The 18,060-nt window shown below is 65.9% G+C and carries 20 protein-coding genes; 5 read left to right on the plus strand and 15 right to left on the minus strand.

Annotation, left to right across the window (positions count from 1 at the left end; translation table 11 throughout):
* Positions 1-122: 122 nt before the first annotated feature.
* From tuf to rpsL, 4 genes are all read right to left on the minus strand, one after another.
* The gene (gene tuf, locus FPZ11_RS09715) at positions 123-1,316 is read right to left on the minus strand and encodes an elongation factor Tu (RefSeq protein ID WP_146320429.1); all 1,194 of its coding nucleotides are present in this window, start codon (positions 1,314-1,316) and stop codon (positions 123-125) included.
* Positions 1,317-1,492: 176 nt separating this feature from the next.
* On the minus strand, positions 1,493-3,607 hold the full coding sequence (gene fusA, locus FPZ11_RS09720) for an elongation factor G (RefSeq protein ID WP_146320431.1): 2,115 nt from the start codon (positions 3,605-3,607) through the stop codon (positions 1,493-1,495).
* A 191-nt stretch (positions 3,608-3,798) separates the two neighbouring features.
* Positions 3,799-4,269, minus strand: coding sequence for a 30S ribosomal protein S7 (gene rpsG / locus FPZ11_RS09725; RefSeq protein WP_146320433.1), 471 nt, complete (start codon positions 4,267-4,269; stop codon positions 3,799-3,801).
* The gene (gene rpsL, locus FPZ11_RS09730) at positions 4,269-4,643 is read right to left on the minus strand and encodes a 30S ribosomal protein S12 (protein WP_146320435.1); all 375 of its coding nucleotides are present in this window, start codon (positions 4,641-4,643) and stop codon (positions 4,269-4,271) included. Before rpsL ends, rpsG begins: the two co-directional genes overlap by 1 nt.
* Before the next feature lie 517 nt (positions 4,644-5,160).
* On the opposite strand from rpsL, the gene FPZ11_RS09735 reads away from it, so the two are divergent.
* The 5 genes from FPZ11_RS09735 to FPZ11_RS09755 all read left to right on the plus strand — a co-directional run bounded on the left by FPZ11_RS09735 (position 5,161) and on the right by FPZ11_RS09755 (position 9,233).
* Complete coding sequence (locus FPZ11_RS09735) at positions 5,161-5,475, plus strand: hypothetical protein (RefSeq protein WP_210415836.1); 315 nt, start codon at positions 5,161-5,163, stop codon at positions 5,473-5,475.
* Positions 5,472-7,088, plus strand: coding sequence for a hypothetical protein (locus FPZ11_RS09740; protein WP_146320437.1), 1,617 nt, complete (start codon positions 5,472-5,474; stop codon positions 7,086-7,088). Before FPZ11_RS09735 ends, FPZ11_RS09740 begins: the two co-directional genes overlap by 4 nt.
* Positions 7,085-7,540 (plus strand): hypothetical protein, encoded by a 456-nt coding sequence (locus tag FPZ11_RS09745; protein ID WP_146320439.1) that lies wholly within the window; start codon positions 7,085-7,087, stop codon positions 7,538-7,540. Before FPZ11_RS09740 ends, FPZ11_RS09745 begins: the two co-directional genes overlap by 4 nt.
* Positions 7,537-8,175 carry a hypothetical protein gene (locus FPZ11_RS09750; RefSeq protein WP_146320441.1) on the plus strand — a complete coding sequence of 213 codons (639 nt, stop codon included), beginning with the start codon at positions 7,537-7,539 and terminating at the stop codon, positions 8,173-8,175. Before FPZ11_RS09745 ends, FPZ11_RS09750 begins: the two co-directional genes overlap by 4 nt.
* A gap of 71 nt (positions 8,176-8,246) precedes the next feature.
* Positions 8,247-9,233 carry a TIGR03560 family F420-dependent LLM class oxidoreductase gene (locus FPZ11_RS09755; protein ID WP_146320443.1) on the plus strand — a complete coding sequence of 329 codons (987 nt, stop codon included), beginning with the start codon at positions 8,247-8,249 and terminating at the stop codon, positions 9,231-9,233.
* Here the strand turns inward: FPZ11_RS09755 and FPZ11_RS09760 are convergent.
* The 11 genes from FPZ11_RS09760 to FPZ11_RS09810 all read right to left on the minus strand — a co-directional run bounded on the left by FPZ11_RS09760 (position 9,214) and on the right by FPZ11_RS09810 (position 17,978).
* Positions 9,214-9,966 (minus strand): hypothetical protein, encoded by a 753-nt coding sequence (locus FPZ11_RS09760; RefSeq protein WP_146320445.1) that lies wholly within the window; start codon positions 9,964-9,966, stop codon positions 9,214-9,216. The two genes, FPZ11_RS09755 and FPZ11_RS09760, sit on opposite strands and share 20 nt — an antisense overlap.
* Positions 9,967-10,227: 261 nt before the next feature.
* Positions 10,228-10,527: a WXG100 family type VII secretion target gene (locus FPZ11_RS09765; protein WP_146320447.1), complete on the minus strand. Its 300-nt coding sequence runs from the start codon at positions 10,525-10,527 to the stop codon at positions 10,228-10,230.
* Between the two features lie 140 nt (positions 10,528-10,667).
* Positions 10,668-11,318, minus strand: a complete 651-nt coding sequence (locus FPZ11_RS09770; protein WP_146320449.1) for a hypothetical protein — start codon at positions 11,316-11,318, stop codon at positions 10,668-10,670.
* 66 nt (positions 11,319-11,384) lie between these two features.
* Positions 11,385-12,233 (minus strand): hypothetical protein, encoded by an 849-nt coding sequence (locus FPZ11_RS09775; protein WP_146320451.1) that lies wholly within the window; start codon positions 12,231-12,233, stop codon positions 11,385-11,387.
* 38 nt (positions 12,234-12,271) lie between these two features.
* Positions 12,272-12,952 (minus strand): hypothetical protein, encoded by a 681-nt coding sequence (locus FPZ11_RS09780; protein ID WP_146320453.1) that lies wholly within the window; start codon positions 12,950-12,952, stop codon positions 12,272-12,274.
* 4 nt (positions 12,953-12,956) lie between these two features.
* Positions 12,957-13,724: a hypothetical protein gene (locus tag FPZ11_RS09785; RefSeq protein ID WP_146320455.1), complete on the minus strand. Its 768-nt coding sequence runs from the start codon at positions 13,722-13,724 to the stop codon at positions 12,957-12,959.
* A 109-nt stretch (positions 13,725-13,833) separates the two neighbouring features.
* The gene (locus tag FPZ11_RS09790) at positions 13,834-14,679 is read right to left on the minus strand and encodes a hypothetical protein (RefSeq protein WP_146320457.1); all 846 of its coding nucleotides are present in this window, start codon (positions 14,677-14,679) and stop codon (positions 13,834-13,836) included.
* Between the two features lie 124 nt (positions 14,680-14,803).
* Complete coding sequence (locus FPZ11_RS09795; RefSeq protein WP_146320459.1) at positions 14,804-15,448, minus strand: hypothetical protein; 645 nt, start codon at positions 15,446-15,448, stop codon at positions 14,804-14,806.
* Positions 15,445-16,011, minus strand: a complete 567-nt coding sequence (locus tag FPZ11_RS09800) for a hypothetical protein (protein ID WP_168203785.1) — start codon at positions 16,009-16,011, stop codon at positions 15,445-15,447. Before FPZ11_RS09800 ends, FPZ11_RS09795 begins: the two co-directional genes overlap by 4 nt.
* Before the next feature lie 61 nt (positions 16,012-16,072).
* On the minus strand, positions 16,073-17,668 hold the full coding sequence (locus FPZ11_RS09805; protein WP_146320463.1) for a hypothetical protein: 1,596 nt from the start codon (positions 17,666-17,668) through the stop codon (positions 16,073-16,075).
* Positions 17,655-17,978: a hypothetical protein gene (locus FPZ11_RS09810; RefSeq protein WP_146320465.1), complete on the minus strand. Its 324-nt coding sequence runs from the start codon at positions 17,976-17,978 to the stop codon at positions 17,655-17,657. Before FPZ11_RS09810 ends, FPZ11_RS09805 begins: the two co-directional genes overlap by 14 nt.
* Positions 17,979-18,060: the final 82 nt, after the last annotated feature.

An 18,060-nucleotide genomic window follows, 5' to 3' on the forward strand; every position in this document is an offset into this window, starting at 1 on the left:
TAATCAAATCTTGATCATCTGAGCGGTCCCCAGTGCGGGGGGCAGAAGACGAGCCGCTCCGCGCGCACTAAAAAGGGGTCGGGCCCGAAGGCCCGACCCCTTTCGAGATCGAAGTAGGGAGACTACTTGATGATCTTGGTGACCGTACCGGCACCCACGGTGCGTCCACCCTCGCGGATGGCGAAGCCGAGGCCCTCCTCCATGGCGATGGGCTGGATCAGCTCGACCGTCATGTCGGTGGTGTCGCCGGGCATGACCATCTCGGTGCCCTCGGGCAGCGTGATGACGCCGGTGACGTCGGTGGTGCGGAAGTAGAACTGCGGGCGGTAGTTCGAGAAGAACGGGTTGTGACGTCCACCCTCGTCCTTGGACAGGATGTACGCGGTGCCCTCGAAGTTCGTGTGCGGCGTGACCGAACCCGGCTGCACGACGACCTGGCCGCGCTCGACATCCTCGCGCTTGGTGCCACGAAGAAGCAGACCACAGTTCTCACCGGCCCACGCCTCGTCGAGCTGCTTGTGGAACATCTCGATACCCGTGACCGTGGTCTTCTGCGTCGGGCGGATGCCGACGATCTCGACCTCGGAGTTGATCTTCAGCGTGCCGCGCTCGGCGCGACCCGTGACGACCGTGCCACGACCGGTGATGGTGAAGACGTCCTCGATGGGCATGAGGAACGGCTTGTCCTTGTCACGCACCGGGTCGGGGATGGAGTCGTCGACGGCGTCCATGAGGTCGAGGATGGACTGCGTCCACTTCTCGTCGCCCTCGAGAGCCTTCAGGCCCGAGACGCGGATGACCGGGGCGTTGTCGCCGTCGAAGTCCTGGCTCGACAGGAGGTCGCGAACCTCGAGCTCGACGAGCTCCAGGATCTCCTCGTCGTCGACCATGTCGGCCTTGTTCAGCGCGACGAGCAGGTAGGGGACGCCGACCTGCTTGGCGAGCAGAACGTGCTCACGAGTCTGAGCCATCGGGCCGTCGGTCGCCGCGACCACGAGGATCGCGCCGTCCATCTGAGCGGCACCGGTGATCATGTTCTTGATGTAGTCAGCGTGGCCCGGGGCGTCGACGTGTGCGTAGTGACGTTTCGGGGTCTCGTACTCGACGTGCGAGATGTTGATGGTGATGCCGCGCTGGCGCTCCTCGGGAGCCGAGTCGATCGACGAGAAGTCGCGCACGACGTTGACATCCGACGGGTACTTGTCCGCGAGCACCTTGGAGATAGCTGCGGTGAGCGTCGTCTTGCCGTGGTCGACGTGACCGATCGTTCCGATGTTCACGTGCGGCTTGGTCCGCTCGAACTTGGCCTTAGCCACTGTGGGTCCTCCTCAGGACTCTCGTGTAGAAGCTGCGGGCGGCTTCGACCGACCGGACATTCTACGGGGATCTTTTCTATGTTACGTGATCTTTCGGGTGAGCCGAACCGTGGGTCCGGCTCACCCGGGTCTGGTTTCGAGACGCCGCTTCGCGGCTCCTCAACCAGCAGAGGGCGTTACTCGCCCTTGGCCTTCTGGATGATCTCGTCGGCGACAGCCTTCGGGACCTCCGCGTAGCTCTCGAACGACATGGAGTAGACGGCGCGACCGGAGGTCTTCGAACGAAGGTCACCGATGTAGCCGAACATCTCCGACAGCGGAACGTGAGCGCGCACGACCTTGACGCCCTGGGCATCCTCCATGGCCTGGATCTGGCCGCGGCGGGAGTTCAGGTCGCCGATGACGTCGCCCATGTACTCCTCGGGCGTGCGCACCTCGACGGCCATCAGCGGCTCGAGGATGACCGGGTTGGCCTTGCGAGCGGCCTCCTTGTACGCCATCGAACCGGCGATCTTGAACGCCATCTCGGAGGAGTCCACCTCGTGGTAGGCGCCGTCGAGCAGGATGGCCTTGACACCCACGGTCGGGTAGCCGGCGAGAACGCCGACCTGCATGGCATCCTGGATGCCCGCGTCGACCGAGGGGATGTACTCGCGAGGAACGCGGCCACCCGTGACCTTGTTCTCGAACTCGTATGTCGTCTCCGCCGTGACCTCGAGAGGCTCGAGCGAGATCTGCACCTTCGCGAACTGGCCGGATCCACCGGTCTGCTTCTTGTGGGTGTAGTCCAGCTTCTCGACCACCTTGCGGATGGTCTCACGGTAGGCCACCTGCGGCTTGCCGACGTTGGCCTCGACCTTGAACTCGCGCTTCATGCGGTCGACGAGGATGTCGAGGTGAAGCTCGCCCATGCCGCCGATGACGGTCTGGCCGGTCTCCTGGTCGAGCTCGACGCGGAACGTCGGGTCTTCTTCGGCCAGCTTCTGAATGGCCGTGCCCAGCTTCTCCTGGTCGGCCTTCGTCTTCGGCTCGATGGCGACCTTCAGCACCGGCTCCGGGAACGTCATGGACTCGAGCACGATCTGGTCGTGCGGGTCGCACAGCGTGTCACCGGTGGTGGTGTCCTTCAGGCCGATGACCGCGTAGATGTGGCCGGCGGTGACGGAGTCGACCGGGATCTCCTTGTTGGCGTGCATCTGGAAGATCTTTCCGATGCGCTCCTTCTTCTGCTTGGTCGAGTTGATGACCTGCGCGCCGGAGTCGAGATGACCCGAGTAGACGCGGATGTAGGTCAGGCGACCGAAGAAGGGGTGCACAGCGATCTTCGAGACCAGCGCGGAGAACGGCTCGGTGGCATCCGCGTGACGCTCCAGCACCTTCTCGGGGTCGCGAACGTCGTGACCCTGAACGGCGGGAACGTCGAGCGGGCTCGGCAGGAAGTCGACGACCGCGTCGAGCATGGGCTGCACGCCACGGTTCTTGAACGCCGAGCCGCACAGCACCGGGTAGATCTCGTTGTTGACCGTGAGCTTGCGGATCGCCGCCTTGATCTCGGGAACCGTGATCTCCTCGCCGCCGAAGAACTTCTCCAGCAGCGCGTCGTCGGTCTCGGCGACGGTCTCGAGCAGAGCGGCGCGGTACTCCTCGGCCTTCTCCTTGAGGTCGGCCGGGATCTCCTCGATCTCGTAGTGGGCGCCCATGGTGACATCACCCTTGGCGTCGCCCGGCCACACCAGCGCGCGCATCTCGATCAGGTCGACGACACCGACGAAGTCGTTCTCGCTGCCGATCGGAAGCTGCAGCACCAGCGGCTTGGCGCCGAGGCGGTTGATGATGGTGTCGACCGTGAAGTAGAAGTCGGCGCCGAGCTTGTCCATCTTGTTGACGAAGCAGATGCGCGGAACGTTGTACTTGTCGGCCTGACGCCACACGGTCTCGGACTGGGGCTCGACGCCCTCCTTGCCGTCGAAGACGGCGACGGCGCCGTCGAGGATGCGCAGCGAGCGCTCGACCTCGACGGTGAAGTCCACGTGACCGGGCGTGTCGATGATGTTGATCTGGTTCTTGTTCCAGAAACAGGTGACCGCGGCGGACGTGATGGTGATGCCGCGCTCCTTCTCCTGCTCCATCCAGTCGGTCGTCGAAGCACCGTCGTGCGTCTCACCGATCTTGTGGTTGACGCCCGTGTAGAACAGGATGCGCTCGGTCGTGGTGGTCTTACCGGCATCGATGTGCGCCATGATGCCGATGTTGCGGACCTTGTTCAGGTCTGTGAGCACGTCTTGTGCCACGGGGATTCCTCCGGAGAAAGATTGGTGTGATTGCCGTACCGGCTCAGCCGGCGCACGGGGCGGGGTATGGTGTCCAGCCGCCTCGCGCGTCCAACGAATACAACCCGAAACGGGCTGCGAATGTTCCGTACGACCGGGCGGCAGCCGCAGTGCCGGCCCTGCGGCCGGACACTGCGACTACCAACGAGCTGCTACCAGCGGTAGTGAGCGAACGCGCGGTTCGACTCGGCCATCTTGTGCGTGTCCTCGCGACGCTTCACGGCGGCACCGAGGCCGTTGGAGGCATCCAGGATCTCGTTCATGAGACGCTCGGTCATCGTGCGCTCGCGACGGGCCTTCGCGTAGCTGGTCAGCCAGCGCAGCGCGAGCGTGTTCGCGCGGTGCGGCTTGACCTCGACGGGAACCTGGTAGGTCGAACCGCCGACGCGACGGCTCTTGACCTCGATGGTGGGACGCACGTTGTCGAGCGCCTTCTTGAGCGTGGCGACGGCATCCTGACCGTTCTTGGCGGCGACGCCTTCGAGCGCGTCGTAGACGATGCTCTCGGCGAGGGACTTCTTGCCGTCCTTCAGGATCTTGTTGACCAGCTGGCTGACGATGGGCGCGCCGTAGACCGGGTCGGCGACGACGGGACGCTTGGGAGCGGGACCCTTGCGAGGCATTACTTCTTCTCCATCTTCGCGCCGTAGCGACTACGAGCCTGCTTGCGGTTCTTCACGGCCTGGGTGTCGAGCGCACCGCGGATGATCTTGTAGCGAACACCCGGGAGGTCCTTCACACGACCGCCGCGCACGAGCACCATCGAGTGCTCCTGCAGGTTGTGGCCCTCACCGGGGATGTACGCGGTGACCTCGGTGCCGTTGGAGAGCTTGACGCGGGCGACCTTGCGGAGCGCCGAGTTCGGCTTCTTGGGCGTGGTGGTGTACACGCGGGTGCACACGCCGCGCTGCTGCGGGTTGGCCTTCAGGGCCGGCGCCTTGGTCTTCGCGACCTTCGGCGTGCGGCCCTTGCGGACCAGCTGCTGAATTGTTGGCACTGTTTCTCCTAGTTGTGCTGCACGGTGACAGCGTTGATGGTGTTTTCACATCACGACCCACCGGACGCCGCAGAAGAGCGGCCTCGTTCACGACGTCGCCCGAGGGCGACCTCTTCATATGGTGGGTATGCCGTGGGGGTGACCCGCCGAAGCAGGGTTCCCGTAAACAGTGTGGTTTCGGTAGGAGCCGGTTCCGCTCCGTCTTCGGCTGACGCCGAGCGACGGGCGCGGTTCAAGCGCGCACAGAGCGCACACCCGACCTAGCTTACCCGATGCCGCGTGTCGCGACAAACGAGCACGGTCTGATGCGGTAGGCGCGGCCGCGCGGAACGCGCGCATCGCCGGCGCGCGGCGCGCATGGGGAGCGCTGCCCATCGCCTCCGCGCACAGGGCCCCGTAGTCTCGTGGCTGTGAGTTCTGACAGGACAGGGCTCACGCGCATCCGCCGCCCGAGAGCTGAGAGGCCGCCCATGCCGAACGCCGTGACCCAGCAACGCCCGTGCCGCGGCGGTGAGCGATGAGCGACCTGAAGATCGATCTGCACGAGCTCGATGCGGCCCGCCGACGACTGGCGCAGGCGACGGCGGCCTTCGAGAACGCGCACCTCGGTGCCCACGAACTGGCCGATCTGACCGGGCACCAGCGCGTCGCAGGCAAGGTGCGCGACTTCGCCGACAACTGGGACTACCACCGCGGGCTCCTGCTGCAGAGCATGCACGTCGTGCTCTCGGGACTCGAGGCGATCCACGACACCTTCGCCGAGGTCGACGGGTCGCTGGGCCGCTCGCTCGGGGAGCACGCCGCCGCACCCGCGCAGGGCGGCGCGACGTGAACGAGCAGGCCGTGCACGACGCCTGGGACTACCTGCTCGACGGAGACCCGCAGCTTCTCGACGACCGCGCCTCGACGCTGGGGGCCACAGCCGATGCCATCGTCGACGCCGCGAAGGCGCTGCAGAACCTCGCCGACGACTCCACGAGCGAGGCCGTCGACGCGCTCCGCTCGAAAGCGACGGATGTCGCGCACGGACTCAACCGCGCCCACCGCAGATACGCGGGCACCGCCTCCGCCCTCACCACGTATGCCGTCGAACTCGAGCCGATCCAGCGCAGCGCGCGCACGCACATCCATCAGTTGATCACCGACTCGGCGCACGCGGATCTCGCCCAGAGCGCGGTCGACGATGCCGCGAACGACGTGCGGACCCAGGAGCACGGAGGCGGGACGGACGACATCGTCGAACACGCCAGGCGCGACCTGCGCGAGGCGCAGCAACGGGTGGAGACCGCGGCGCACAACGTGCGCGATGTCATCGCCGCCCTGCAGGCCGACGACAGCGCCCGCGAGGATGCCGCGGACCGCGCCGTGCGCGCGATCGAGAACGTCATCGGCGACGGCAAAGACAGCTGGCTCGACAACCTGCACCAGAAGTTCGACGAGGTGGTCACCGCACTGGCCGCCGTCACGCACTGGGTGAGCGAGATCGTCGGCCCGATCGTCCACGCGCTGCTCGGTGCACTGGCAGCGCTCGTGCACGCGCTGATCTTCGTGTTGGAGCTCGTGCTCGTCTTCACCGCGTCAGCACTGCTGCTCACGTTGCTCGGGCCGCTGGCGCCCTTCGTCGTGGCCCTGATCGCGCTTGCCGTGGCGGGCATCCTGCTCAAGGTCTTCTTTCAGGAGTCGTTCGGCAACCCCAGGCACCTCGCGCCCGACGGCGCAGAGCACACGAAGACCACGCGGCGCAGCGGTGCGGCCGCGGCGCACGACTACGGCGATCTCATCGGTCAGGTCGTCAAGCAAGACGGCGACGGCACCGCGAAGCACGCCACCGACATCAGCGTGGTGGCCATCACGAACGCCGACGGCGAGGTCGTGGCCTGGCGCGTGCAGCTGCCGAGCACGCAATACTGGAGCCCGCTGAACGGCGACGGCGTCAACGACCTGAGCACCGACGTTCTGCTCTCGATGTTTCCGGGCATGCGCGGCGAATACGAGAAGGCGGTGCTCGACGCCATGCATCGCGCGGGCGTTGACGAAAGCGACGCACCCATCATGTTCACCGGCTGGAGCCTCGGCGGCATGATGGCGGGCAAGATGGCCACGAACCCGCTCTACTCCGGAAGGGTGCAATCGGTGGTCACGGCAGGCAGCGCGATCGACAAGTACCGCAGTGATCTCGGGCCCGATGTGCGCGTCACGCAGTTCGACAACACGCTCGATCCCGTGCACCACCTGGAGTTCATCGGGCTCGGTCCCGGTGATGCGAAGGCGTCGCCGAACTGGCAGACTCACTGGTTCACCGACACGCGCATCCACGACGGAGCGATGTACGAGCAGGGCGCCGACGCCACGGCTCCCGCCGTGCGCGACGGAGACCGGGTCTTCTTCGCGAACGACGCCGACGGCACGTACGAGCAGGTCTACACCGATAGGTACAAGCGATGAAGAAGGCGACGAGCAGGGGGATCATCGTGGCAGGTGTGCTCGCGGCACTGCTGACCCTGACCGGATGCGCGGCGAGCAGTGCGTCGGCGGTGAAGGAGCACATCTCTTCGGCGCAGGGCGTTCAGGGCGTGAACGTCGTCGTGTCGCATCCCGGCGCTCCGTGGAACACGACGACGCTCATCACCCTGTTCATCCCCGACAGCTCGGCGCAGTCGATGATCACCGCTCTGCGGTCCTCGACCGCGGCGATCGCCAACGACCCTGTCGCCAAGCACGACGTGGTGTTCTACCTCGTGCCAGGCAAGCCCTCCGATTACCCCGATCTCGACTCCAGCGATCCCGAGCTCGACATTCCCAAGGCGGTCTTCGACGACCTCGGCGTGGAGTACGACCCCGGCACGAGCATCCGCGTCACGCCCGAGGACATCACGCGGATCGCCGCCGAGTCATGACGGGCGCCGCACTCCCCCGGCTGGAGCTTCGTCTGCTCGGCCGGTGGGTCTCGCTCGATGTGCGCGACGGGGTGGATGCCGAGGGCCAGCTCTCGCGCGTCGCCCGCGAGCTCATCGGTGCCGCCGACGACGCCGCGACCGCTCGCCGTGAAGTGCGCAACCAGTTCGCCGATGTGCTGACCGCCGCCCGCGACGCGCAGGCGCAGCGCGTCTTCGTGTGCAGGGAGATCTCCGGGCTGCCGGTACCCGTCGCCATCACCGTGCACTCGCCACGTGGCCTGCGCATGACCCCGACGGTCGGCACGGCGCCGGATGCCGTGACCGCCACCCTGCTCGACAGTTTGCGGGAGCTGGAGGTCGAGGGTGTCGACGACGCGACGCGGGTGGGGGACGCGGGCTCTGGCATCCTTCGCCTCGTGCACGCTCCCGTCGAGGTGGTCACCACCGACGACGGCGAGCGGATCACCTTTCGGCGGTTGCGCGCCGACTACTGGTACGCGGTGCCCGACTCGAAGCAGATCGTGCTCGTGAGCATGACGACGCAGCTGGGCGACATTCCCACGGTCATGCTGCGGTTCTTCGACGCCATCGCCGGCGCGGCGACCTTCGTCGACCCCGTCGACGCGGAGAGCTGAGCCCGCTCGTCCTGGCAGGCGCGTGGCCGCGCGCGAACCGCCCTGCGACGCCCCGGCCGTAACGTGGGGGCATGCGATTCGGAACCTTCCTTCCCCAGGGCTGGCGATTCGACCTCGTCGGCATCGACCCGGCCGATCAGTGGGCCACGATGCGCGGCCTCGCGCAGCGAGCGGATGCCGGCCCGTGGGAGTCCCTGTGGGTCTACGACCACTTCCACACCACTCCCGTGCCGAGCGAGGAAGCGACCCACGAGGCGTGGACGCTGATGTCGGCGTTCGGCGCATCGACCTCGCGCATCCGTCTCGGCCAGATGTGCACGTGCATGGGCTACCGCAACCCCGCCTACCTCGCCAAGGTCGCCGCGACGGTCGACCACGTGTCGGGCGGCCGAGTCGAGATGGGCATCGGCGGCGGTTGGTACGAGCACGAGTGGCGGGCGTACGGCTACGGGTTCCCCGAGGTGCCCGACCGGTTGCGCATGCTCGGCGAGGGCGTCGACATCATGCGCCAGGCCTGGACGACGGGAACCGCAACGCTGCACGGCAGGCACTACGACGTGGACGGCGCGATCGTGCGTCCGCTGCCCGTGCAGCCAGGCGGCATTCCTCTGTGGATCGCCGGCGGCGGCGAGAAGGTCACGCTGCGCATCGCGGCCCAGGCGGCCGACTACACCAACTTCACCGGAACGATCGATGAGTTCGACCACAAGCTCTCCGTGCTGCGCGAGCACTGCGCCCGGCTGGGCCGCGACCCCCAGGAGATCACCCAGTCGTCGAACTTCAACACCATCGTCGGGTCGACGCAGGCCGAGGCGCGCGAGCGACTGGATGCCGTCATCGCCCGGCTGCGTCCCCACGTCGGTGACGCGAGGGCCGAGCACATCGAGCAGGAGTACCTGGCATCGGATGGCTACGGCACGCCTGAGCAGGTGACCGAGCGCCTGCAGACGCGGGCTGCGCACGGGATGGGGTACAGCATCCACTACTTCCCGGAGCTCGCGTACGACACCAGCGGCGTCGAACTGTTCGAGCGGGAGGTCATTCCGGCGCTGGCGTAGCGCGAGAGCGCGCGCCAGTCGTTCCCGCACTGCCGGCCCTGCTTCGGTGCAGGCCGGACGTCAGCAGTGCCACGCCGATGGCGAGGATGAAGGCCGCGGCCGCGTTCGGGTCCGGCGGGATGTACCACGATGCCGGCGCGAGGTATCCGGAGACGAGCCATGCCCCGCCGATGACGATGCCCGCGATGCCGAGCCAAATCGGGAGCCGGCGCGACGAGGGTCCCGCGCCGGCCGAGCTCGGCTTCCAGTAGCCGCGGATGCGCCACTGGTAGACGGCGACGCAGAGAAGGATGATGCCGAGGATCAGCGTCACCATGAGGTACACGTTGCTGAACGACTGCCACCACGGGTTCGTGTTCCACAGCGCGGTGGACGGATCGAACGGCACATAGCTCACGCTCACGGTGGTCGGAGCGTCGGTCAGGGTGGTCACCGTCGAGCCGGAGACGAACCGATAGGTCGTGCCGTCGACCTGGTACTCGATCTTCGGCATGTAGGTGATGGTGCGCGCGGGCACGGTGACCCAGCCGAGCACCACGCCCTTCGTCGTGGGCAGCGCAGTGGCGAGCAGCGGGCCGGCGATGGCCTTGTAGACGCTGGTCACCGTGAGCACGATGCCGATGGCCCAGAGCCAGGCCTGGCCGAACGGGCCGATGGCGTAGCGACGGCGCGCGGCATCTGTGTTCTCGGTCATGCGCTGCGGAGTGCCGAGCAGGTTGACGCCCTCCGGCACGGGGCGGGGCTCTCGGCCCTTCCCTTCATCGCCATCGCGGGGATCGAGGAGGTTCCGCTCACGAGTCGCCTCCCTTCCGATCGTCGCACCCTGAAGTCATTCCGTGTCTTCCGTCTTTCGGCTGCGCCGGTCAGGATACCGGTCGGCCGGTGCGGCCGACCGGTTGCAGGCAGACACAGCACGAGGGCCGTGAAGCGGATATCCCCCTCCGCTTCACGGCCCTCGTGTGGATTGGGTCGCCCCTCCGCGACCGGACCGCGACTAGTGGCCGCCGATACCCGACGCCAGCGACTGGTCGGTCTGCTGCAGCGCGTCTGCGGCCTTCTGCAGGAACTGCGACATTCCGTCGAGGCCGTTCACGGTCTGGGTGGCACCGTGCGTGAACTGGGTGTACGAGTCGTGGAACGCGCCCGACGCCGAGTCGGTGACGAAGCCGTCGCTGACAAGCTGGTTGACGAGCGTCTGCAGCTCGTTCAGCTTCGAGACCAGGTCGTCCTTGCCACTGGTCAGGCGGCCGGCGGCAGTGTGCATGTCGCCGTAGGTGACGTTCAAGTTCGCCATGAGATTCTCCTTGGTTCGGTCTTTCGGCCAACCGCTCAGGCCGACCTCGTGACCCCGACGTTACCGGTACCCGTGGCAGGGGTGAAATGGGGAGTACTCCCCATGCCGGCAGATCTGCGCCTGGCGCGGTCCTCGGCGGCTCAGTCCAGGCCGAGAAGGGTCACGATGATCGCGATGATGAAGATCACGACGAACGTGCCGACGGGCACGCCGATGAAGAGAAGTCCCAGAATGAGCGCAAGCCACCGCCCGGAGCTCCACATCTGTCCGACGTGCAGCGCGCGCGGGAACGCCTTCTTGAAGTCGCGCCGCGAGTAGCCGTCGCCTGCGAACGGGGCTTGCACGTGCCGGCGCGCGGGAAGCTGCTTCCAGACCTGCTCGATCGGGGCATCCGACCCGACCTGGTAGACGACGTGCGCGAGCATGCGCCCCTTCGCGTCGAGCAGGATGAGGCCGCCCGTGCGAAAGAGACTTCCGCCGTTGCCGCTCGCCCTGGCGCTCATGTCACGGTAGTCCTGGCTCGTCGCGGCGAGCGGAACGGACGTCACGGGCGCGACCACCATGGCCGGCTGCTTCGGGGGGAAATACACCGCGGTGTCGATGCGGGACGTGTCGAAGGTCTTGCCGCGCCCGAACGACGAGTCCATGACGGTGACGCGCCCGTCTTGGATGACCAGTGACTGCCTGTTGCTCCGCCGGCCGGACGTGAAGATGAAGAAGAGAGGAAGGCCGATGCACAGGATGAGCGCGACCGGCACGCCGATCGCGTATGCCCACCACGGGTCGTTCATGGTCGCTCCTTCATGCGCGCAGCGGACGGGATGACCGCGGGGTCCACCTTAGAAAACCGCGGGTCGTCATGCCTGCGCCCGGGATGCGTCGCGGGCGGCCTCCGCGATGGATGGGCCGACTGCCGCAGCAATTTCAAACCGCTCACGCACGAGCTGAGGAACGAAGTTCTTCTTGCCTGCGGAGGCGCTCCGATCAGGCTTCATCAAGTACAGCCACCCGCCGGACAGGTGCAGGTCGTAGCCCAACGCGACCCTCAAGATGACGCCCAGCACCTGATCGGTCAGATACGGTCTGGCCGCCTCATACTGCGGTCTGCCGTCGATGGTCGCCCAATGCCTGGCGAAGAGGTCACCTACCGTGTAGTTCGCCTGTAGAAGGTCAGCGGCCTTGTCCGCGGGCCTCCTCCGATGCGTAAGAAAGACCGTCGGCGTCCTCACCCCGAGCTCAAGCGCCACGACCAGGAACTCGTTGAACTCGACATCCCGACCACTGATGGCGCCTTGCGCCTTGACGTCTTCTTCGAAACACGTCATGACCCGCTGACCATCGGCACCGCTCCCGATGAGCACGTCGGTCAGTGTCGTGGCCTTCTTGCTCTTGCCAGGCCAATGCGCCGGATTCGCGTGAAATGTGTAGGTCATGCCGTTGGTCTCCGCGAACGCGTTGAGCCGATACCGGCGTTCCCAGACATCGTTGTTCGTCGGCTGGCCGAACAAGCCTTTCTTCGACATCGGAGCCTTCTGCTCATCGAAGCCCGTGCTCGCGTCATAGCCGAAGACCTCCCGCGGGCGCCGATACTCGGCAAGCTCCGCCTTCGAGGGCCGAAGGCTCAACGGCGCGTAGTCGATCGGTCGCGGCATCATCAGTCGGCTCCTCGTCGTTGGTGCGATCGATTCAGTGGGCTGCGGCGCCACAGACGGTCTTGGATGGGACGGCTTGCAACTGAGCAAGCTCAGCCATTGGTCTCGTTCCACGCGCTCACGAATGCCATCACGAAGACGACGATAAAGGCCGCCACCGGGATGCCGATGAAGACGAAACCGATGATCGTCCAGAGCCAGCGCCCGCCGCCCCAGAGTTCGCCGAAGCGCAGAGCCTTCGGGAAGGCCCGCTTGAAGGCGGCACGCGAATACCCGGTCCCGGTTCTGTTCAGAGGTGCCTCGACACGGCTCTGCGCCGGAATCTGCTTCCACACGGTCCAGAGAGGAGCATGCGATCCGACTTCGTAGGCGATGTGGCCGATCATGCGTCCACGGGTATCGAGAATGATGATGCCGCCGTTGGTGAACATGTTCGCGCCATTGCCCAGTGCACGCGCCTGCGTTCTGCGATAATCCTCGCCCTGGGGCGTGTCTGACATGGCGAGCGGGAGAGAGGTCACTGGTGCAACGACGATCCCCTGCTCCCTCGGTGGAAGGTAGACGACGGTGCCGATGCGATCGACTGGAATCGCCCTTGCTCCGCCGAACGCGGCATCCGTCACCGAGACGACACCGTTCTCGATCACGACCGACTGCCGGCGCGCGCGACGCGACGATGCGACGATGCCCCAGAGCGGGAGACCGATCACGGTGCCGAAGACCACGACGACCGCGATTACGTACACCCACCACGGGTTCACGGAGTAGTCCACGCTGTCACCCTTTCTGCCGCGGCCGTGCGCCGAGGTCGAGCGTCCCTCGCGTCACGGACGTCTCCGGGCAGACGAGCCGCCACGAATCCGTCTGTAGTACATGCCCGCCGTCAGCATCCCGACGCCGAATGCGCCGACGAGCGCGGCGAGAACGTTCGGCTCCGGGGGGGATGACCGCACCGCCGGGCAGCAGGTATCCGGAGACCGCCCAGGCGACTCCCGCCGCCGCGAGCACGACGCCGATAACGATGAAGAGTGTGGAACGAGCCGCGTTCGACGCCGGAAAGCGCGGGCTCCAATATCTGCCGATACGGGACTGATACATGGCGGCGCCCAGAAGGATGAGTCCGAGGATCAGCGTGACCATCAGATAGGTGTCGAAGAAGCCCTGCCACCACTCGCCACTGGTCCAGATGGACACGGAAGGGTCCATCGGCAGATAGCTGACCGTGACCGTCGTCGGCGCGTGCACCTTCGTCGTGATGGCGGTGCCGGACACCACGGTGTACTGATTGCCCGCGACCTCATAGGCGATCTTCGGAACAAACGTGAGAGCCCGACCGGGAACCGCGATCCAATCGACCACGGTGCCGGGCACCGTCGGTAGGGACGCGGCGATGATCGGCCCCACGATGGCCTTGTACAAGCCCTGCGCCGTCAAGAAGACCGCGAACGTCCAGAGCCACGCCTGGCCGAACGGACCGATGGCGTACCGGCGGCGATCGGCGTCGGTGACCGCCGTCGCCTGCTCCGGTGTGCCGAGCAGATTCACCCCCTCAGGCGCCGGCTGTGCCTCAGGGAAGGGCTGAGCGTCGGATGGCGACCAGCGATCTGAGTCGTCGCCGCTCATCGCATCCCCTGCCGCGATCGTCGCGTCGCTGTCATTGTGCTGCCGTCGCCTCGGCCAGGGCGGGGCCGAGTGCGACCGCGATGCCGAACAGCTCACGCAGCGATTCCGGCTTCGTCAGCTCGCGGGGACCGGAAACCTTGCGATGAATCACGACCTTGTTCTCCACGAACTCGAGATGGAACCCGGCAGCATGCTGCACGATCTGCTCTCCCACGCCGTCGCCGAACCACGCGGATGCCTGCTGTGCAGCACCGGCGGCATTCTGCTCGGCGAGCGATTTCGACTGCTTGCCGGCTTCGCGGACCCGCTTCAGCCAACCCGCCTTCGGCTCCGGCGACGGGTTCTGACGAGTCATCCAATCGGGCACGCCGTCAACCGGACTCCACTGTGCGCCGTCGAAGGTGAAGTGGCGTTCCAACATCCCGGCAGCGTCTCGATTCTCGCGAGCCCTTGGGATCAGCTTGAGCGGCGGCACCTCGTGTCCCAGGTCGATCGCCACGAATTTCACAAGGATGCCGTACCCATGGGAGAACCGGCCGAAGGACTTCGTCGATCCCACGGCGACCCGTCTGTCCGGGGTGCTGATGATGTCGAGCACCCAGACATCCGCGTCCCCCTCGGATGGGAAGTCGACCTCGGCGTAGAGCTGGTCGTCGGCCCGCCGTGCGTAGTCGAGCCGATTCGCACTCGCGAAGTTCTCCAGGCGCAGCCTGTCACGCCACTCGTCCGAGTCGATCGTGCGCTGCGACGCAGGCAGGGAAACCTCGAGCGCCGACCGGTCCGCTTGGAACCGGGCAAGGGCCTGCTTGTCGACACGTTCGGTCAACGGCCCGTAGTCGAGCCCCAGCAGCCACTCCAGCCCAGACTCGTCTGCCACTGTGTTGTCCCTCCGTCGAAGACGCCCTGGGGCGCCGATGAACACGAATGCTTCGTGCAACGCTAGCCGACCGCTGGACGGCGCCTCGCCCCGGCGTCGACGCGCAAAGTGGAGATGACTCCGGCTACTCCGGAGCGGGTGCCCATCTCAGCGACTCGACGATCGTCTTGAACAGCTCGATCATCAGTTCGCGTTCGTGCGGGAAGTTGGTCGAGAACGAGAGCAACGCCACATGCTGAGTGCCGGGAACGGCGACCCAATAGTCAACGACGAGCGTCGAATATTCGGGGACATCGCCGTCCGCCTCATGCGTGATCGTCTTGCAGCGGCGGAAAGTCGCGCTCGCTCCGAGCGTTGCAACCTCTTCGTCCGTGTATTCGCCGGCATCCGAGGCGGACTGCAACGCGATACGCACGAGCTCGATCACGGTCGACGAGTCCGACGGCGTCGATCCCAGCACGTTGAGGTCTGGCCAGAACACGGCGATCGACATCGGGATCGGCATGCCGGGCACGATCTCGAGCGCCAGATACAGCTCGCCTGCGCCACCCTCTCGCGCCGTATCGGTCAGCTCCGTGAGCTGCCGACGCAGGTCCGCGCGCAGCCGCGCGAAATCGTCCATCTTGTTCGTGACCTTGTTGGCCAGAGCATGGATGGCGCGCTTCGACGCGTCTTCATCGGTGATGGGAATCGTCCACCAGCTCCCCGGCAGCACAATCTGAGCGGACGGCCCTTTGTTGCTCACGTCGGAGGCATTCGCCGCAGTCACGCTGCGCTCCTCACGTTCGAGAACGTGAAGGTGTCTGCGATCGTATCCCCGTATCCCACGATGTCTTCGAAAACGCCAAGGTCCTTCGTGATGATCGACATGAGCAGCACCGTCGACAACACGGGTGTGAAGAGCACCGCACGGTACGTCTCGGTCAGCTGACGGTTCCCGCTGTCGTCTGCCGGTGCCTGCATGAAGTCACGACCCGAGACAGCTCGCCGCCCCGACAGGGTCTTCTTCTCGTAGTCGCGAAGCCACATGTCATTTCCACCGCCCGGCTCGAATGTCGACCATGCGTTCAGAAACCAATCCTGATCCAAGCCACGCACGGTCAACGTCTCCAGCGTGAGGTATGCATCGACCCGTCCCGCCTCACGGTCACCCACGCCGGCCCAAGTGCGGCGGTTCGGGTGAGGGTCGGCAGCGGTCTCTTCGCTGGCGACACGAGCCGCCCGGCCGAGCAATGCCCGGGCTTCGCTCGTGTCGACGAGAGCGTCGAGTTCGGCTCCGATGGCAGCCAAGCCCTCTTCGGTGCGCGGAACCTCAAACCACCCGTCGGGCACAGCACATGTGAATGCGAGAGTCACCTTCGCTCCGTTCTCCGTCGGCCAAGCCGTGTTGCCATCAGTGAGCGCCGGCCAGCTCCGCTGTCTCCACTCCCTCGAAGTGAGGGATCGCCTTCGACCAGTCAGCCGTGAAGGCCGAGGCGATCGTGGGAGCCGCGATGCCGTGCTCCGCAGACACGAAGTCTACGTGCGGTGCGGACTCCGGAACCTCCCACTCGAAGCCCGACGGGTTGTGGTCTTGCTGGTGAAAGACGTAGCTGTCGAGCGAATGGCTGCCGTTCGAGACCACCGTCGTCTGCACGCCGTCCCTTGCCACGTCGACAGCGACGTTGGTCAGGCCGTTGGCATTGTTCTTCCAGGTCTTGACGACATCTTCCGTCAACTGATGGGACACACCGGCAGCGACGGCGTGTCCGTGAATCGCCGCGCTGAGCGAGGACGCGCCTTGCTGGATGCTCTCACTGTAGGCATCGGCACCGGCGTCCATCGCCTGTCCCTCGATCTTGGACTTGTTGAGGTACTTGCCGAGTGCGCCGGCTTTGTCGCCGACAAAGTCTCCGATCTTGTCGAGCTTGTCGGCGATCTTCTCGTCGACCTTCGACAGCGTCTTCATGCCGGCATGCGAACCGAAAGCCTCCATCTTGCCACCAAGGCTCTGCGCAAAGTGCTTCATGCCTTGATTCGTGATGTCGTCTGCGGTCTTGGTGAGCGCCTTGCCCGCGCCCTTGACTCCCGCCGCAGACAAGACCAACGTGATTCCGGTCGAGAGCACGTCGCCCCACGTGCGATCTCCGAGCCCGACCAGTGCAAGCGTCGTGAGGAAGGACAGCGCGGCGAGGCCCAACGTGATGAGATCCACAGCTGCGGCAATCGGCGCAAGGAACGGTAGGAACACCGCCGCGATATTGAGCGCCAACGAGATCCAGCCGAGGACGTTCGTCAGCTGCTCAGCGATCTTCTGGATCACGTCGAGCACGGGAGCCAGGTACTTCTTCGCCCAGGCGACGGCATCGTGCCAGGCGCTCGAGATCGCATGGCCGAGCTTGTCCCAGAAGCCATCATTCAGGCCGCTGTCATGGATGGCCTTCTTGATCTGGGAGATGGCGGTGTTGGCGGCGGCGTCGACTTCGGCCTTGGCCTCGTTGTACTCCTTGATGGCATCCGTCACCGCCTGATTGGCGTCGTCGACCGCCTGGTTCGCCAGGCGTCCGGCAGGAGTGTTGCCGAACTTCTCCGGCGGCTCGTTGGTGTCCGAAGGGTGCTGGGCAGCCGCCGTCGCCTGGTCGTGCCGGTACTGGTCGGACTGGTTCTGCAGGTGGGACTGCGCCGTGCTCGCCTGCTGCACCGCGCTGTTGTGCGCCGAGATCGCCCGCAGCGCGCGCTGCTGAGCGCTCTCGAGCTTCGGCGCGTAGTCCTGAAGCGCCCGCGCGGTGCCTGCGTACCTGACCTGTGCCTTGGTGATGTTGTCGGCGACGTCACGGGCGTCGCCACGAACCTTGTCGATCGCGAGGCTGACCGTCGCGTCGTGGTCCGACAGCTTGCGGAGGTGATTGATCGCCGCCTGGATCTGCTCCGCCGCCGATGCCAGCCCGTCGGCCTTCGCCTTCAGCGCCGACGGATCACCGGGGAGCGGAGTGAGTTCAGTGTGCGCCATGCGTCGATCCTCCGTTGCCCTTCGCCGGCTTGGCGTCGAACGCCTTGGACAGGTCTTTGTCCGCTTTGTCGAAAGTGGTGTTGATGACCGCGACATGGTCGTGGATGCCCGTGGTGCCGTCGATCATCTTGCCGCGGTGCACGGACCAGTCGCTCGCGAAGTCGTGCACGTGCCCCGCCAAGCCGTCATGCCCGACGAGATTCCCGATGTCGTTCGAGAAATGCGTGGAGTCACGGAGCTGGTCGACGATCGACTTCAGCCCGGACTGCAACTCGTCGAGAATGCCGTCGGTGATCTTCAGGTCGCTCACGTCTGATCCTCTCTTTGTACGGCGCTCGGGGCTCTGGTTGCCGCGTTCGTTGTGGAGGCGTCGGCCCCCAGCGCATCACGAG

This window comes from Humibacter ginsenosidimutans (genome assembly GCF_007859675.1).
Classification (GTDB): Bacteria; Actinomycetota; Actinomycetes; order Actinomycetales; family Microbacteriaceae; genus Humibacter; species Humibacter ginsenosidimutans.

Excerpts from the sequence above, each read along its gene's own strand:
- FPZ11_RS09770 (WP_146320449.1), bottom strand. The coding sequence starts at position 11,318 with ATGAACGACCCGTGGTGGGCATACGCGATCGGCGTGCCGGTCGCGCTC.
- FPZ11_RS09735 (WP_210415836.1), top strand. The coding sequence starts at position 5,161 with ATGAGCGACCTGAAGATCGATCTGCACGAGCTCGATGCGGCCCGCCGA.
- FPZ11_RS09765 (WP_146320447.1), bottom strand. The coding sequence starts at position 10,527 with ATGGCGAACTTGAACGTCACCTACGGCGACATGCACACTGCCGCCGGC.
- FPZ11_RS09750 (WP_146320441.1), top strand. The coding sequence starts at position 7,537 with ATGACGGGCGCCGCACTCCCCCGGCTGGAGCTTCGTCTGCTCGGCCGG.
- FPZ11_RS09745 (WP_146320439.1), top strand. The coding sequence starts at position 7,085 with ATGAAGAAGGCGACGAGCAGGGGGATCATCGTGGCAGGTGTGCTCGCG.
- rpsG (WP_146320433.1), bottom strand. The coding sequence starts at position 4,269 with ATGCCTCGCAAGGGTCCCGCTCCCAAGCGTCCCGTCGTCGCCGACCCG.
- FPZ11_RS09755 (WP_146320443.1), top strand. The coding sequence starts at position 8,247 with ATGCGATTCGGAACCTTCCTTCCCCAGGGCTGGCGATTCGACCTCGTC.
- FPZ11_RS09805 (WP_146320463.1), bottom strand. The coding sequence starts at position 17,668 with ATGGCGCACACTGAACTCACTCCGCTCCCCGGTGATCCGTCGGCGCTG.